9 protein-coding genes are annotated in these 15,459 nt (G+C 51.7%); 1 reads left to right on the forward strand and 8 read right to left on the reverse strand.

Going from position 1 to position 15,459, the window contains the following annotated elements; translation table 11 throughout:
• Positions 1-50: 50 nt before the first annotated feature.
• The 8 genes from gltB to ACOBQJ_RS08040 form a co-directional block, all read right to left on the reverse strand.
• The gene (gene gltB, locus ACOBQJ_RS08005; RefSeq protein WP_421071222.1) at positions 51-4,634 is read right to left on the reverse strand and encodes a glutamate synthase large subunit; all 4,584 of its coding nucleotides are present in this window, start codon (positions 4,632-4,634) and stop codon (positions 51-53) included.
• Between the two features lie 253 nt (positions 4,635-4,887).
• The gene (gene glnA, locus ACOBQJ_RS08010) at positions 4,888-6,219 is read right to left on the reverse strand and encodes a type I glutamate--ammonia ligase (RefSeq protein ID WP_421071223.1); all 1,332 of its coding nucleotides are present in this window, start codon (positions 6,217-6,219) and stop codon (positions 4,888-4,890) included.
• 407 nt (positions 6,220-6,626) lie between these two features.
• Complete coding sequence (locus ACOBQJ_RS08015) at positions 6,627-7,202, reverse strand: ANTAR domain-containing response regulator (protein WP_421071224.1); 576 nt, start codon at positions 7,200-7,202, stop codon at positions 6,627-6,629.
• A 191-nt stretch (positions 7,203-7,393) separates the two neighbouring features.
• Positions 7,394-9,037 carry a glutamate synthase-related protein gene (locus ACOBQJ_RS08020; protein ID WP_421071225.1) on the reverse strand — a complete coding sequence of 548 codons (1,644 nt, stop codon included), beginning with the start codon at positions 9,035-9,037 and terminating at the stop codon, positions 7,394-7,396.
• A 224-nt stretch (positions 9,038-9,261) separates the two neighbouring features.
• Positions 9,262-10,590 carry a type I glutamate--ammonia ligase gene (gene glnA, locus ACOBQJ_RS08025; RefSeq protein ID WP_421071226.1) on the reverse strand — a complete coding sequence of 443 codons (1,329 nt, stop codon included), beginning with the start codon at positions 10,588-10,590 and terminating at the stop codon, positions 9,262-9,264.
• Between the two features lie 189 nt (positions 10,591-10,779).
• Positions 10,780-12,183 carry an NADPH-dependent glutamate synthase gene (gene gltA, locus ACOBQJ_RS08030; protein ID WP_421071227.1) on the reverse strand — a complete coding sequence of 468 codons (1,404 nt, stop codon included), beginning with the start codon at positions 12,181-12,183 and terminating at the stop codon, positions 10,780-10,782.
• Position 12,184: 1 nt separating this feature from the next.
• Positions 12,185-13,045, reverse strand: coding sequence for a sulfide/dihydroorotate dehydrogenase-like FAD/NAD-binding protein (locus ACOBQJ_RS08035; protein ID WP_421071228.1), 861 nt, complete (start codon positions 13,043-13,045; stop codon positions 12,185-12,187).
• Positions 13,046-13,099: 54 nt separating this feature from the next.
• Positions 13,100-13,678, reverse strand: a complete 579-nt coding sequence (locus tag ACOBQJ_RS08040) for an ANTAR domain-containing response regulator (RefSeq protein ID WP_421071229.1) — start codon at positions 13,676-13,678, stop codon at positions 13,100-13,102.
• Between the two features lie 628 nt (positions 13,679-14,306).
• Here ACOBQJ_RS08040 and ACOBQJ_RS08045 point away from each other — a divergent pair.
• The gene (locus ACOBQJ_RS08045) at positions 14,307-15,410 is read left to right on the forward strand and encodes a PRK06851 family protein (RefSeq protein WP_421071230.1); all 1,104 of its coding nucleotides are present in this window, start codon (positions 14,307-14,309) and stop codon (positions 15,408-15,410) included.
• The last annotated feature ends 49 nt before the right edge of the window (positions 15,411-15,459 follow it).

Genomic DNA, 15,459 nt, shown 5'->3' on the forward strand with positions numbered 1-15,459 from the left:
TTATCCCCCTCCTTGAAAAGGCTTGCCCTTGCCAAAAGACATTAAACAGATTAGTTGCCGCTGACCCGGGAGACGTCCTTAATATTTTCATCAAAGGCGGCCATAATTGCGTCGTCGCCGCTCAATCCCATTTGCTGGGCCTTCGTTATCGCCTGGACCATGCGCTTGTAATCTTTGGGAATAATTTTAACAAACTTCGGCGCCATTACTTCCCAGTTGTCCAGGACAGCGACAGCGCGTTCACTCCCGGTATAGCGCAGGTGCTTCGCGATCATATCCCTGACCCCATCTATCTCGCCGGCGTTTTCCAGCGCCTCGATATGGACCATCTCGCGGTTGCAGCGGTCTGTAAAGGTCCCGTCCACATCAAGCACGTAGGCTATGCCGCCCGACATGCCGGCGGCGAAATTTCTTCCGGTTAGGCCCAAAACAACTACCCGGCCGCCGGTCATATATTCACAGCCATGGTCACCGACACCCTCCACAACGGCGCTCGCGCCGCTGTTCCTGACACAGAACCTCTCGCCGGCCACACCACGGATGTAAGCTTCGCCGGACGTGGCGCCGTACAGTGACACGTTGCCGACTATTATATTTTCCTCAGGCACAAGCTCTGACTTCACCGGGGGAAAAGCGATCAGCTTACCGCCTGAAAGGCCTTTGCCGAAATAATCGTTGGCGTCGCCTTCCAGTGTCATGGTAATGCCTTTGGGGATAAAGGCGCCGAAACTCTGCCCGGCTGAGCCGTCAAAATACAGCTGGATTGTATCTTCAGGCAGCCCTTTCCCGCCGTACCGGCTGGTAACCTCGTATCCCAGGATAGTACCGACAACACGGTTGGTGTTTTTTACGGGCAGCCTGGCCGCGACCTTTTCGCCGCGATTCAGCGCGGGCTCGCACAATTCCAGCAGGACCCGCCGGTCCAGAGACTTCTCCAGGGCATGATATTGTTCTTTCCGGCGGTACCTGCCAACCGTGGCCGGGACGTCCGGCTGCCAGAGCAGCGCCGACAGATCCAGGCCTTTAGCCTTCCAGTGGCCGACGGCTTCTTTCTGTTCCAGCACATCGGTGCGGCCGACCATCTCGTTGACCGTCCGGAATCCCAGTTCAGCCATGATCTCGCGCAGCTCCCGGGCCACAAAACGCATGAAGTTGATCACGTGCTCAGGCTTTCCGGTAAATTTCTGGCGCAGTTCCGGGTTCTGGGTGGCCACACCGCACGGGCAGGTATCCAGGTTGCATACCCGCATCATCACACAGCCCATAACAACCAGCGGGGCTGTAGCGAAACCGAACTCTTCCGCGCCAAGGAGCGCCGCCATGGCTATATCCAGGCCGGTCATCAGCTTGCCGTCTGTCTCCACAACGATCCTGTCGCGCAGGTTATTGAGCACCAGGGTTTGGTGGGTTTCGGCCACTCCCAGTTCCCAGGGCAGACCGGCGTGCCTGATACTTGTGCGGGGTGAGGCGCCGGTGCCGCCGTCGTATCCGCTGATCAGCACGACATCGGCCCTTCCCTTGGCCACACCTGCCGCTATCGTTCCCACGCCCACCTCAGAAACCAGCTTGACGTTTATCCTGGCCTTTGGATTGGCGTTCTTTAAATCGTGGATCAGCTCGGCCAGGTCTTCAATTGAATATATGTCGTGGTGCGGCGGGGGCGAAATCAAACCCACCCCGGCCGTAGTATTCCTTACTCTGGCTATCCACGGGTAGACCTTCCGCCCAGGCAGCTGACCGCCCTCGCCGGGCTTTGCCCCCTGGGCCATTTTGATCTGAATTTCATCGGAGTTAGCCAGGTACTCGCTGGTAACGCCAAACCTGGCGGAAGCCACCTGCTTGATGGCGCTGCGCAGGGAATCCCCTCCGGGCAGGGGCTGATAGCGGGCCGGGTCCTCCCCTCCCTCGCCCGTGTTGCTTTTGCCCCCGAGGCGGTTCATGGCGATGGCCATACATTCATGGGCCTCTTTGCTGATCGAACCGAATGACATGGCCCCGGTTTTAAAGCGGCGGCAAATCGATTCCACCGGTTCCACTTCATCTATGGGCACCGGGTCGCGGCCCGGTTTAAAGCTCAAATACCTGCGCAGGGCGGTTTTCTGAGTGTTAACCAGCCGGGAGTATTTTTTAAACTTACTATAATCGCCGCTGCGGCAGGCTTCCTGCAGCAGCACTATCGTCTGCGGGTTGAACATGCGCTCATCCCCGTCATAACGCCACTGGAAGGCCGAACCCGAGTCTAGCGTGCTGTCTGCCCCTGGCGCGTACGCCCGCTGGTGCCTAAAAACAGCCTCCCCAGATATCTCCTCCAGGCCTATACCGCCGACGCGGGAGGCAGTCCAGGTAAAATACTTATCAATAACCTGACGGTGAATACCTATGGCTTCAAAGATTTGCGCCCCGCAGTAACTTTGAATGGTAGATATGCCCATCTTGGAGGCCACCTTGACAACGCCCTTAACTGCCGCCTTAATGTAATTTTGCATCGCCCTCATCGGTGTAACGCCGGTCATAATTCCCTGGAAGCACATGTTTTCCAGCGTTTCCAGCGCCAGGTAAGGATTTATCGCGCTGGCTCCATAACCCAGCAAGACTGCAAAATGATGTGTTTCACGGGGTTCTCCGGACTCCAGCAAAAGGCTGACTCTGGTCCTGGAGCCCTGGCGGATCAGGTGGTGGTGAAGTCCCGCTACGGCAAGCAGAGCGGGAATCGGCGCGTTTTCAGCGTCAACATCCCGGTCGGATAAAATTAACAGGTTAGCGCCGCCTGCTATTGCCCGGTCAGCCTCGCCGCAAAGGTCTCTCATCGCCGTCTCGAGGCCCCGGCTGTCTTCATCAGCCCTGAACAGGATCGGCAGGGTTTCAGCTTTAAAGCCTTCCCTTTTCAGGTGCCGCAGCCTGGCCAGTTCGCCGTTGGTCAGGATCGGCTTCTTAAGCCTGATCCTCCGGCAGCTCTCAGGCTCCGGCCTGATTAAATTTTTCTCTGAGCCGACCGTCGTTTCAACAGCAAAAATAATTTCTTCTCTTATCGAGTCAATCGGCGGGTTAGTCACCTGGGCGAATAACTGCTTGAAATAGCTGTACAATAGCTGCGGCTTATCCGACAGCGCGGCCAGCGAAGCGTCGTTACCCATTGACCCCACAGGCTCGACAGCGTCTTTAGCCATCGGCTCCAAAACTTTCACCAGGTCCTCATAGGTGTAGCCGAAGACCTGCTGCCGCCGCAGTATGGTTTCGTGATCAGTTTCAGGTAAATAAGGCGCTTTCGGCAGATCATCGAGATCGGCCAGGTATTGCCTCAGCCACTGCCGGTAGGGGTATGCGCCGGATATCTTTGACTTAAGTTCCTGGTCGCTGATTATACGCCCCTCTCCGGTATCAACGAGCAGCATCCGTCCAGGGCGCAGCCGTTCTTTCAAGACAATATCTTGCGGCGGAATATCAAGCACCCCCACCTCGGAGGCAAGGACAATCAGGTCGTCCTTGGTGACATAATAACGCGACGGGCGCAGTCCGTTCCGGTCCAATACCGCGCCGATTACGGTCCCGTCCGTAAAAGCGATGGAGGCAGGACCGTCCCACGGTTCCATCAAAGTGCTGTGATATTCATAGAAGGCTTTCTTTTCGTCGCTCATGCTTTCGTGGTTGGACCACGGTTCCGGGATCATCATCATCGCGGCGTGAGGCAGTGAACGGCCGGTAAGGGATAAAAACTCGAGGCAGTTGTCAAACATGGCCGAATCGCTGCCGTCCTGGTCGATCACCGGAAAAACCTTGGCCATATCCGGGCCAAAAAGCTCTGAGGAGCACAGCGACTGCCTGGTCAGCATAAAATTTATATTCCCCCGCAGGGTATTGATTTCACCGTTATGGATCAGGTAGCGGTAAGGGTGCGCCCTCTCCCAGCTGGGAAACGTATTGGTGCTGAAGCGGGAATGGACCAGGGCCAGGGCGGTCTCCACGCCAGGATCGTTCAAGTCCTGGTAATACTGCGCTATCTGTGCCGGGATCAGCATCCCTTTATATACAATGGTCCGGCAGGAAAAACTGGCGAAATAGAAGGCGCCGCCTTCCGGCAGGCAGCGGGAGCGGACTTCGCTTTCAGCCCTCTTGCGGATAACGTAAAGTTTGCGCTCGAAGGCCATTATATCTTCTATTTCGGGACTTCTGGCAATAAAAACCTGTCTTATGTAAGGCTGCTCCTTTTTAGCAGTCTCACCCAGCGTGCAGTCATCTGTGGGGACGTCACGCCACCCGAGCAGGACCTGGCCTTCTTCCCCGACAATCCCCGCCAGCTCCCGCTCGCATTTCTTCCTTAAGGCCGGGTCGTTCGGGAGGAAAAGCATACCGATGCCATAACCGCCGGCTGGAGGCAGGTCGATATTCTGGCTGGCGCACTCCTTTTTAAAGAACTCATGCGGGATCTGCATAAGGATTCCAGCGCCGTCCCCGGTATCGAGCTCCGCCCCCCTGGCTCCGCGGTGGTCAAGGTTATCCAGTACGGTAAGGGCTTTGCGCAATATGTCATTTGACTTCAATCCTTTAATATTAGCCACAAACCCCATGCCGCAGGCGTCATGCTCATAAACCGGGTCGTACAGACCTTGTCTGGGAGGTATTCCGCTGCTGTTCATAATACGAGACCTCACAATCATACATTGACAAAAAAGCCTTCACTTCAGGCCTGCGTAAATTACCGCAAGCTTGCAGCGAAGGCTTCATTGCCTAAAACTTTATCCGGGCACTTCATCGAGCCCGATAAATATACTCCAATATATGCTTTTCCCTTGATTGGGTATTAATTCTATAAATAATCCTGCTAATCATCTTTTAATCTTGTTAATCCTGTGAAATTGTTTTAAATTTGTTTGTTTTAACACTGTTTACTTAAAACTTGGACAGGTATTCAACAGTTTCCCAGGGATGGACCTGGATGCGGTAGCGATCCCACTCGATTCTCTTCGCCTCTATGAATCTGTCGAAAACATGTTCACCAAGGGTATCTCTGAGCACCTGGTCCTTTTCCAGTTCACATACAGCCTCCTTCAGGTTTTCCGGCAGGCTTTCTATTCCCAGCTGTGCTCTCTCGGCCGGGGACATCTCATAAATATTGCGGTTGCACTGCTCCGGCGGCAGGATTTTATTTTTTATCCCATCCAGACCCGCTCTTAGACATACCGCGAGGGTCAGGTAGGGATTGCAGGCCGGGTCGGGGCTGCGCAGTTCGATACGGGTGGACATGCCTCTCTTGGCCGGAATCCTGATTAGCGGGCTCCTGTTTCGTCCCGACCAGGCGATGTATACCGGCGCCTCAAAACCTGAAACAAGGCGTTTATACGAGTTGACCGTGGGGTTGGCGATGGCGGTGATCGCTTTAACGTGTTTCATCAGGCCGCCCACGTAGTACCTGCATTCCTCGCTCAGCCCATCCGGTTGGGTTGGGTCATAAAAGGCATTCTCCCCGTCCTTCACCAGCGACTGGTTTGTGTGCATGCCGGAACCGGCCATCCCGTATATCGGTTTAGGCATGAATGTCGCGTGCAGGCCGTGCCGCTGGGCAGTGGTGCGCACCACGAACTTGAAGGTGACAATTTTGTCCGCTATGTCCAAAGCATCCGAGTATTTAAAGTCAATCTCATGCTGACCGCTTCCGACCTCGTGGTGGGAAGCTTCTATTTCAAAGCCCATTTGCTCAAGTATCAAAACCATATCGCGGCGGGCATTTTCCCCCAGGTCAACCGGCGCCATATCGAAATAACCGGCGCGGTCCTGTGTGATAGTGGTGGGTTTTCCTTCGTTGTCAAGGTGGAAGAGGAAAAATTCCAGCTCAGGGCCGGCATTCATAACATAGCCCATCTCACCGGCTTCCTGCACTGCCCTGCGCAGGACATTGCGGGGGTCCCCCAGAAACGGAGTGCCGTCAGGAGTATAAACGTCACAAATCAGCCGGGCCACGCCGCCTTCACGCGGCCTCCAGGGGAAAATCGTAAATGTAGAGGGGTCCGGGCGCAGGTACATGTCAGATTCCTCAATGCGGACAAACCCGTCAATGGAAGAACCGTCAAACATCAATTCCCCTTCCAATGCCTTTTCCAGCTGCTCAACCGTGATGGCGACATTCTTAAGGATGCCGAAGATGTCGGTAAACTGGAGCCTTATAAATTTGACTCCCCATTCCTTGGCAAGGCTGCGCACGTCGTCGTTGGTAAACTTAGCCATCCTGATCACACCTTTCAGTATTTTTAAATATTTCGAGAGGAGGTCAATTACGAAAAAAAGGCCTATGCACACAGGTAAAAAAACCCGCTCGCTGGCCCCATCGCCCCTCATTAAGAGTACAACGCCGTACCCTCATCTTCACTTGTGAATAAAAATATATCACAAGTATATCATAGAAAATAGCAATTGAAATAGTTTTTTTTGATTTTCTTAAAAAAAGCCCTTTGTCCGTAAGTTGCGCTGAACAAAGGGAATAATGAGGATGGTACAATATACAAAGAATGCCCTTAACAGCAGAGAATTGAACTCTGCCATTAAGAGCACCATTGCCCCGTTCAGACACAACTGCGTATCCGAAAAAAATATTCTATTGATATTTAGACAAGCCCGCTGGCGGTATAAACTGTCTACAGATTATGAGCCAGGATTATGGCGTCGGCCACCGCCCGCATGGAAATCCGCCTGTTCATGCTTTGCTTCTGTATTCTTTTAAATGCTTCTGTTTCCGGTATGCCCATCGTTTCCATCAGGATACCCTTGGCCCTTTCAACAACTTTCCTGGTCTCCAGGGTATCCTGCAGGTCCTTGATCTGATTTTCAAGCTTGATGATCTCCTGATAATTTGTCAGGGCCAATTCTATCGCCGGAATCAGGTTATACTCCAGCTCCGGCTTGACCAGGAAGGCAAATACTTTGGCAGCCTTGGCTTTTTCCAATACATTTTGCTGCGTGGAGGACGCAATTAATATAACCGGCGCCAGTTTATCCTCATGTATAATCCTGGCTATTTCATAACCGTCCGTGCCGGGCAAAAAAGCTTCAGCTATGACAAGATCAGGTTGCCTGGCCCTGACCAGCTTTAAACCGGTTATGCCGTCCTCAGCCTCTCCTACCACCCAGTAGCCCATCTTGCCGATCAGGTTCTTGATAGTTTTTCTCCAGGCGGCATCGCTGTCGATTATGATTACTCTTTGTTCCCCCATGGCTTTGCCTCCCTTCAAAAGGTATAAGTAAAATGCCCTCGGGCAGGCCAAAAAAGGCCTTAAGAGGGCAACGTCGCCGGTAAACCAACAGATACATCATCGTATCCAAGCTATCATGTTCTTTAGATTATTCTATATATTATTTTCAAAGAGATCAATGATTATTTATTTAACTGGCTAAAGATCGTTTATTAACTGTTTAACAGTCTCTTGGCTTTCTCGTCTTGTACTTCTGTTATAAACGGTATGCCTGTTTCCCTCTCGGTTTCCCTGTTGCCCGACGTCAGGTCGAACCTGGAAATTTCCGAGATATCGAACCTGCGGGCGCCGGCGAGAAGCTGCTGCAGTCCTGCCGCCAGTTTGTCGCAAAGCGTCCAGATAGCGATTGCTCCGAAGGGAATGTTCTTCATTTCATTGGCGCCCACTTTTTTCTGGACGTCATAGTAACCGGCAAAGATTTCCTCGGGCTTGGCGCCTGTTTCCGCCACGGACTTGGCCAGTTCATTCCAGTTTCCATTCACAGCCGCCTTGCGCTCCGGTTTCAGTACGCCTTCAATATTAGCACCCAGGAACCCGGGGATCATCGTCGCCCTGCCGATACAGATCATCTTCGCGAAGGGAGCGCCCAGGGCCAGTGCCTTAAACATCTGGTCTTCCCTGGCAATGCCGCCGCCGAAGGCCAGGTCAACTACTTTTTTGCCTCTCTGAGCCAGGATGCTTGCATATTCATAGGCCTTGGAGTGGAGCAGAATGGAAGGCACGCCCCAGGTCTCCATCATGTTCCAGGGGCTCATGCCGGTACCGCCGCCGGAGCCGTCAATGGTCAGGAGGTCCAGCCTGGCGTCCGTGGCAAACTTGATGGACATGGCCAGCGCTTCCATACCATAGGAACCGGTCTTCAAGGTGATCCTCTTGTACCCCATTTTTCTCAGGTCATCAATTGCCGTCATGAAAGACTCCTGGACCTGGTCACTGCTGGAAAGATCAGTGTAGCCCAGGCGGCTGTGGCGGGCAAATGAACGGATGGCGCCTGATTTAAATGCCTGCTGGACTTCGGGCAGGGTCGGATCCGGGTCTACGATATAGCCCCTGTTTTTTAGGAAAACAGCGTAGTCGAGGTCGGTTACCTGGATTTCGCCGCCGATATCCTTGGCGCCCTGGCCCCACTTCAGCTCGATGATCGCTTTGTCGCCGTATTTCCTTAAGACATAATCAGCCACACCGTTACGGGTATCCTCAACGTTCATCTGGACAATAATGGCGCCGTACCCGTCATGATAACGCAGGTAAGTGTCCACCCTGCGGTCGAGTTCAGGCGATATCTCGATCCTGCCGTTTTTGATAACCGACTGTTTGTCAACGCCGACAACGTTTTCACCGACTACAATCGGGTAACCGACGAGGGCCGCGCCGACCGCGAAAGACTCCCAGTACTTGGCGGCGACAAAGGTTGAACCCAGGGCGCCGGACAGGATGGGGAGCCTGGATTTTGTCTTGACTTCATTGCCAAACTCCACTTCGATATTGACGTTCGGGAAAATGCAGTCGTCCGCTTCACTGGAAAGTCCTTTGGCCAGGCCATAGGCGCCGTAGTTGTAGCCCTGCACACGGAGGGAATTATAGGAAACTCCCACATGGGTGATATTGTCGCTGCCGGCAGTAATTGCTCCAAAGTCTCTGGGGTAAAGCATCTTACGCCCTTTCATGCAGGACATAAAGGTTTCACATTTGCCCTGGCAATCCGCCCGGCATAATGTACACAGCCCTGATTCGGCGGGGTTGCCGCGGTTCACCGTACCCAAAACATCGTTAGACTTCTGCTGTCCTATACTCACTTGTACCATCCTCCTCTTGCTTATCTCTAATGTGTAAAATCTATCTTTACCTGAAATTCTCCCACTGCTTAACTGAAATATTGCCTGCCAGCGCTGATGCCGTTACTAAACTGTCCCCGGCTTCATCCCTCCTGTCTGTCCAAATTTCTTTGCTGAGCAAAAAGTGGGAAAAACTTTATAATAACTTAATATTTTGGTACCCGGTACGCAAAATTAAGTTATTTCTAATAATTCAGCTGGTATTCGTCCAGTTCCCACTGGTGTACCTGGGCCTGGAACCTTTCCCACTCCGCTTCCTTGCTGTCCAGGAAACGGCGGGAAATATGTTCTCCCAGGGCGTCCTGGATAACCATGTCATCTGTCAGGGCGCGCAGCGCCTCGCTCAGGTTGCGCGGAAGGCCTTCCTTCCTGACGATCTTTATCAGGTCTCTAATTTCCGGGCTGTTCTCCGGAAATGGCGGCGGAGGCTCTGTCTTCCCTTCCATTCCGCTCAGACCGGCTTCCAACGAGGCCGCCAGGACCAGGTAAGGGTTGCAGGTAGGATCCGGGCTGCGCAAAATAATTCTGGCGTCGCTGCCACGCTGGGCGGGAACACGGAGCATGGTGCTGCGGTTCTCCTCCGACCACGCTACTAAAACAGGGCTCAGCCCGTTGGGCAAAAGGCGTTTATAAGAATTGACCAACGGGTTGGCCACAGCGGTAATGGAACCTGCGTGCCTCAGTATGCCGCCTATAAAATGATGGGCTTGTTGGCTGAGGCCAAGGTGACCGGCATCGTCGTTAAAAGCATTTTCACCGCCGCTCCAGAGGGACAGGTTCAGGTGCATGCCGGAGCCGCTCAGGCTGCTGACCGGCTTTGGCATAAACGAGGCATGCAGGGCGTGACGCTGCGCCACCGTGCGCACCACAAATTTAAATGTGGCGATTTTGTCGGCAATGGTCAGGGCGCTGTCTTCCCTGAGATATATTTCGTGCTGCCCGGGGGCCTTCTCGTGATGGGAGGAAGAGATATCAAGCCCCATCTCCTGCAGGGTCAGCACCATGTCACGGCGGGCGTTCTCACCCAAATCCACCGGTGAGAGGTCGCAGTATCCCGCCTGGTCATGAGTAACGGTGGTCGGTTTGCCCTCGCTGTCTGTCATGAACAGGAAAAATTCTATTTGCGCCCCCGCCCGCAGGTCAAATCCCATAGCGGCCGCTCTTTTTAAAACCCTTTTCAGGGCGGAGCGTGAACAGCCGGGAAAATGGCTGCCGTCCGGCAGACACACGTCGCAGATCAGCCGGGCTACGGAGCCGTCTCTTGGCCGCCAGGGAAATATTTCAAAAGTGTCCGGGTCGGGCAGAAGGCTTATGTCGCTCTCCCTGTTGCGGACAAACCCCTCTATGGCCGAACTGTCAAACAGGACCTTCCCGTCCAGGGCTCTTTCCAGCTCTTCGATAGTAATAGCGATATTCTTAAAAGAACCAAGAATATCGGTAAACTGCAGGCGGATAAATTTGACATTGGACTCTCTTGCTTTTTCCAGCACTTCTTCTCTGCTGTCAGTGCTCATAGCCATTACCTCCAAAACAAAAAGCGCCCCGAGAAAACCTTAAAAATAAGGTTTCTCCAGGACGCCGTTGCCCTAGTTATGTTTTTTAGTTTTTCCTTAATATAAGAAGTATAAGCATTTTATCTAAAAATTTCAATCATTATTTTTAAAAATTTGATAATTTTTTTAAATACAAATATATCAATTATATTATTTATCAGCCAGGTAGGCGTTGATGGCCCTGGCTGCCGTCCGTCCCGCCCCCATGGCCAGGATAACTGTAGCAGCCCCGGTTACCACATCGCCGCCGGCAAATATGCCCGGCAGGGAAGTGGCTCCTGTCTCAGGGTCAGCTGTGATATTGCCTTTCCGGTTGCAGGCCAGCCCTTTGGTGGTCCTCGGCACCAGGGGGTTCGGCCCCTGCCCGATAGCGACCACCACAGTATCCACATCAATGGTAAACTCTGAACCTTTTATCGGCACCGGGCTGCGCCTTCCGGACTCGTCCGGCTCGCCAAGCTCATACTGCAGGCACTCCATCCCGGTCACCCAGTAGTCGTCATTATATAATATCCTGGTGGGGCTGGTCAGGAAGGCGAACCTGACTCCCTCTTCCTCCGCGTGCTCCACTTCCTCGTGGCGCGCCGGCAGCTCGTTCCTGGAACGCCGGTAGACAATCCAGGATTCCTCCGCACCCAGCCGCAGGGCCGTACGCGCCGCGTCCATAGCCACGTTGCCGCCGCCCAGCACCGCCACTTTCCTGCCGATCCGGATCGGCGTGTCATAGCCGGGGAAAAGGTACGCTTTCATTAAATTGGTGCGGGTTAAAAATTCGTTGGCGGAGTATACCCCGCACGCGTTTTCGCCGGGTATTCTCATAAAATGGGGCAGGCCGGCGCCGGTCCCGATAAAGGCGGCGTCAAAGCCATACTCGCCTGTCAATTCGTCAACTGTGGCGAACTTGCCCACCACAGCGTTTACCTGTATATCCACACCAAGCTTTTTCAGGTTTTGCACTTCGGCCTGGACCACCGACTTGGGCAGGCGGAATTCCGGAATGCCGTACATCAGCACGCCGCCCGGTATATGCAGCGCCTCAAATACGGTAACTTGATAGCCCATTTTGGCCAGGTCTGCCGCACAGGTCAGCCCGGCCGGGCCGGATCCCACGATCGCCACCTTCTTTCCGTTGGAGGGGCTGGTTTCCTGGGGCAGCACGCCGTTGGCCAGCTCCCAGTCAGCGCAGTAGCGTTCGATGCGGCCGATAGCGACCGGCTCATGTTTCTTTCCGAGAGTGCAGTATTTTTCACACTGGTTTTCCTGGGGGCAAACCCGGCCGCAAACGGCAGGCAGGGCGTTTTTTTCCTTCAGTTTCTTAATGGCGCCTTTGAAATCCCTCTGGGCGGCCAGCTTGATAAAGGCGGGGATGTCGACTTCCACCGGGCAGCCCTGGCTGCAGGGCTCGTTCTTACACTGCAGGCAGCGGCCGGCTTCAGCTACGGCCTCCTCTTCGCTGTAGCCCAGGGCCACTTCATTGAAGTTCCTGGCCCGCTCAAACGGATCCTGGGCAGGCATCGGATTCTTGTTTGGTATAATTTTGTTCTTTTCAGCCATTTTATTCACCCCCGCAGCCGCATTCACACTTTTGGGCGCCCTTTTCAATGTACAGATCCAAAGCTGTCTTTTCCTGCGGTTTGTATATTACAGCGCGTCGGGCCATCTCGTCAAAGTCCACCTGGTGGCCGTCAAATTCCGGCCCGTCCACGCAGGTAAATTTTGTTTCGCCGCCAACGGTAACCCGGCAGCAACCGCACATGCCCGTGCCGTCCACCATCAGCGAGTTCAAACTTACGACGGTTTTAAGGTTATATTTTCTGGTCAGGTCTGCCACCGCCCTCATCATGGGCGGCGGGCCGATAGCTATGCAAAGAGCGATATCGCCTTTCTCTTCAATCACCTCACGCAGCACATCGGTGACAAACCCCCGGCGCACATAAGACCCGTCATCGGTAGTTACCCGCAGCTCGCTGCAGGCGTCTCTCATCTTGTCCTCCCAGAAGACAAGCTCACGCGTCCGCGCACCCATAATGCCGATAACTTCGTTCCCAGCTTCTTTCAAGGCTCTGGCTATCGGATAAACTGGTGCGACGCCCACACCGCCGCCGACACAGACAACCCGGCCATACGTATCGATATGGGAAGGGACGCCAAGGGGCCCCACGAAGTCCCTGACACAGTCTCCTTCATCCAGCGTGCCCAGTTCCCTGGTAGTCTTGCCCACCTCCTGAAAAACACAGGTGACGGTGCCCTTGCCGCGGTCAAAATCAGCAATTGTCAGGGGGATCCGCTCACCTTCACCATGGACCCGGAGAATGATAAACTGCCCGGCCCTGGCCTTCCTGGCTACCAGCGGCGCTTCAATTTCAAAGAGCTTTAAAGACGGCGCCAGGATTTCTTTTTTTAAAACCTTGTACATAAGAATTTGAACATCTCCTCCACCGTAAATTATATAAACTTTCCACAGTTATAGTCATTTTTTCCTCAGCTGAGTTATAATACGGCTGGCGACCACCGCTATAGGGATACAGTTGTCCATACTCAGCTTCTGCAAATATTTATACGCTTCTCCTTCAGAAAGCCCCTTGGCCTGTATCAGGAGCCCCTTGGCTTTTTCAACAAGCTTCCTTTCCTCCAGGGCCTTTTTCAGCCTTTTATTCTCTTCCATCAATTTTATGTATTTCCTGAAATTATAAATGGCAAGCTCAACAGCGTTAAGCAGCTGAACATCACTTAAAGTTTTGGGAAGGCAGCCAAAAACCATGATGCCTTTTACTTCCTCAGGCAGGCCTTGTTCATGAGACTCGGTCAGAAGGATTACCGGGGCGGCCCTGTGTTCTTCAATAATTTTAATAATATCCATTCCGTGGGCCCCGGGGAGTTTCGGGTCCATGATCACAAGGTCCGGCTCGGTGCGGGAAATCACCTTCAGGACGCTCCGGCTGTCTCCCACCTCGCCGGTAACCAGGTAACCGGCCTGAACGAGCATTTCTTTTATTTTTTTGCGATAACCTGCGTCAGCATCGGCTATCACAATCCGGGTCCCGAACATAGGGACGCGCACCTTTCAACAGCAATTTTAAAATGTCAAACAATTTATAACATGTATTTTAACACGGCCTTTTTAAAAAAGATACATAAAAATTGCAGAATAATCAGATTAAATATGCTGTACGGTACCGCGTCGCGCCTGGTTGTAACCACGCTCCCATAGGGGCTCCTAACCCTTGATTTTATAAACACTATCAAACACCGTAATGTGTTTTATTGCTTTTTAATGTATATAAATATGTACAATACAACCTTTAGAGAATTATACCAAAAACCTATTTCCATACTATAAAATTATCAATATTTTTATAAAAATATTATATTTGAGATAAATGATACATAAATGGAAGTTAAAAGCATCAGAAGATTTTAAATTAAGGGTAGGAAGAAATCCCTTGCTTTCGAATTTTAGCTTAATGTTTTTGCATTATGGTTAACTGAACAGGATCGGGAATAGTACCATTTTATAGTAATAGAGGTTATATATTACAAGGACAGTATTTTAGCCTTGTTTTTTTTAAAAGTATCATTATTTAACTTAAGTTAACATAATTTTTTATGTAGTAATTAAGGCACAACCTTATTTGAAAGATTCATAAAATAATTTCTCAAAACAAGGGGGTTATGAAGTGTCGAAGGGCAGACTGAGCAAGGTTTTCCCTGGTGGAAATACAGCATATGGTTTTTATTCATTCTACGATTATATTATTGAGCCTGATGCAACACGTATTTTTGTAATCAAGGGCGGGCCAGGGGTAGGCAAGTCCACTTTCATGCGCAAAATTGGTGAAGATATGCTGGTAAGGGGTTATGACGTAGAGTACCACTGTTGCTCTTCCGACAACGGTTCTCTGGATGGGATAGTTATACCTGCAATCCGTGTTGCTTTCCTGGATGGAACAAGTCCGCACATAGTTGACCCGAAACACCCCGGAGCGGTAGATGAAATTATACATTTGGGAGACCATTGGAATGTGGAAGGATTACAGAACAACAAAAAAGAGATCCTTGCTACAAACAAAGAGATTGGAAGACTTTTCAGGAGGGCGTATGTCCATTTGGCCGGCGCAAAACTCTTTCTTGATGAGGTGGAAACATACTACACAGAGAGTAATGCTTTTAATGTAGGGGCTTTTGACAGAATGGTGTTAGATCTAACACACGATATTTTTGAAGGAAAAATTAATTATACAGACAGCCCAAAATCACGCCACCTCTTTGCCACGGCAATTACGCCCGATGGTCCTGTAAGCCATCTGGAAACTGTAGTTGGGCATCTTAGCAAACGGTATATCATTAATGGCGATGACGGTACCGGCAAAACTACTCTTGTCCGACGCTTAATGGAGGCTTCTCTGGCAAGGGGTTATAACGTTACAGCATTTCACTGCGCTCTTAATCCTAAGGTAATTGATCACCTTGTAATACACGATCTTAGTATAGCAATTATAAACAATGTTGAGCCGCATATATATAATCCTAAAAAAGATGACGTTATTATCGACACTATGACTTGCGTTGATCCAGTTATTAATGAAGCATACCTGGCGGAAAAGGGGACGGCGCGTGGGATGTACCGGCAGTGTATGGAACAGGCGATCTCTTTTATCGGCAGGGCTAAAAAGATGCATGACGAAATGGAAAAGTATTACATCCCTCATATGGATTTTAATGCTATAAACCTTCGCAGGGAAGTGATATTATCCAGGATCTTGGAATTGGCAAACCAATAAAATATGATAACTATTTCCAGAAAACCGCCAGCAGGCGGTTTTTTTATTT

Source organism: Pelotomaculum propionicicum (genome assembly GCF_048984525.1).
Classification (GTDB): domain Bacteria; phylum Bacillota; class Desulfotomaculia; order Desulfotomaculales; family Pelotomaculaceae; genus Syntrophopropionicum; species Syntrophopropionicum propionicicum_A.

What these genes read in the sequence shown, in the direction of transcription:
- gltA (WP_421071227.1), bottom strand. Translation starts at nt 12,183, where the DNA reads ATGGCTGAAAAGAACAAAATTATACCAAACAAGAATCCGATGCCTGCC.
- gltB (WP_421071222.1), bottom strand. Translation starts at nt 4,634, where the DNA reads ATGAACAGCAGCGGAATACCTCCCAGACAAGGTCTGTACGACCCGGTT.
- ACOBQJ_RS08035 (WP_421071228.1), bottom strand. Translation starts at nt 13,045, where the DNA reads ATGTACAAGGTTTTAAAAAAAGAAATCCTGGCGCCGTCTTTAAAGCTC.
- ACOBQJ_RS08015 (WP_421071224.1), bottom strand. Translation starts at nt 7,202, where the DNA reads ATGGGGGAACAAAGAGTAATCATAATCGACAGCGATGCCGCCTGGAGA.
- glnA (WP_421071226.1), bottom strand. Translation starts at nt 10,590, where the DNA reads ATGAGCACTGACAGCAGAGAAGAAGTGCTGGAAAAAGCAAGAGAGTCC.
- ACOBQJ_RS08040 (WP_421071229.1), bottom strand. Translation starts at nt 13,678, where the DNA reads ATGTTCGGGACCCGGATTGTGATAGCCGATGCTGACGCAGGTTATCGC.
- glnA (WP_421071223.1), bottom strand. Translation starts at nt 6,219, where the DNA reads ATGGCTAAGTTTACCAACGACGACGTGCGCAGCCTTGCCAAGGAATGG.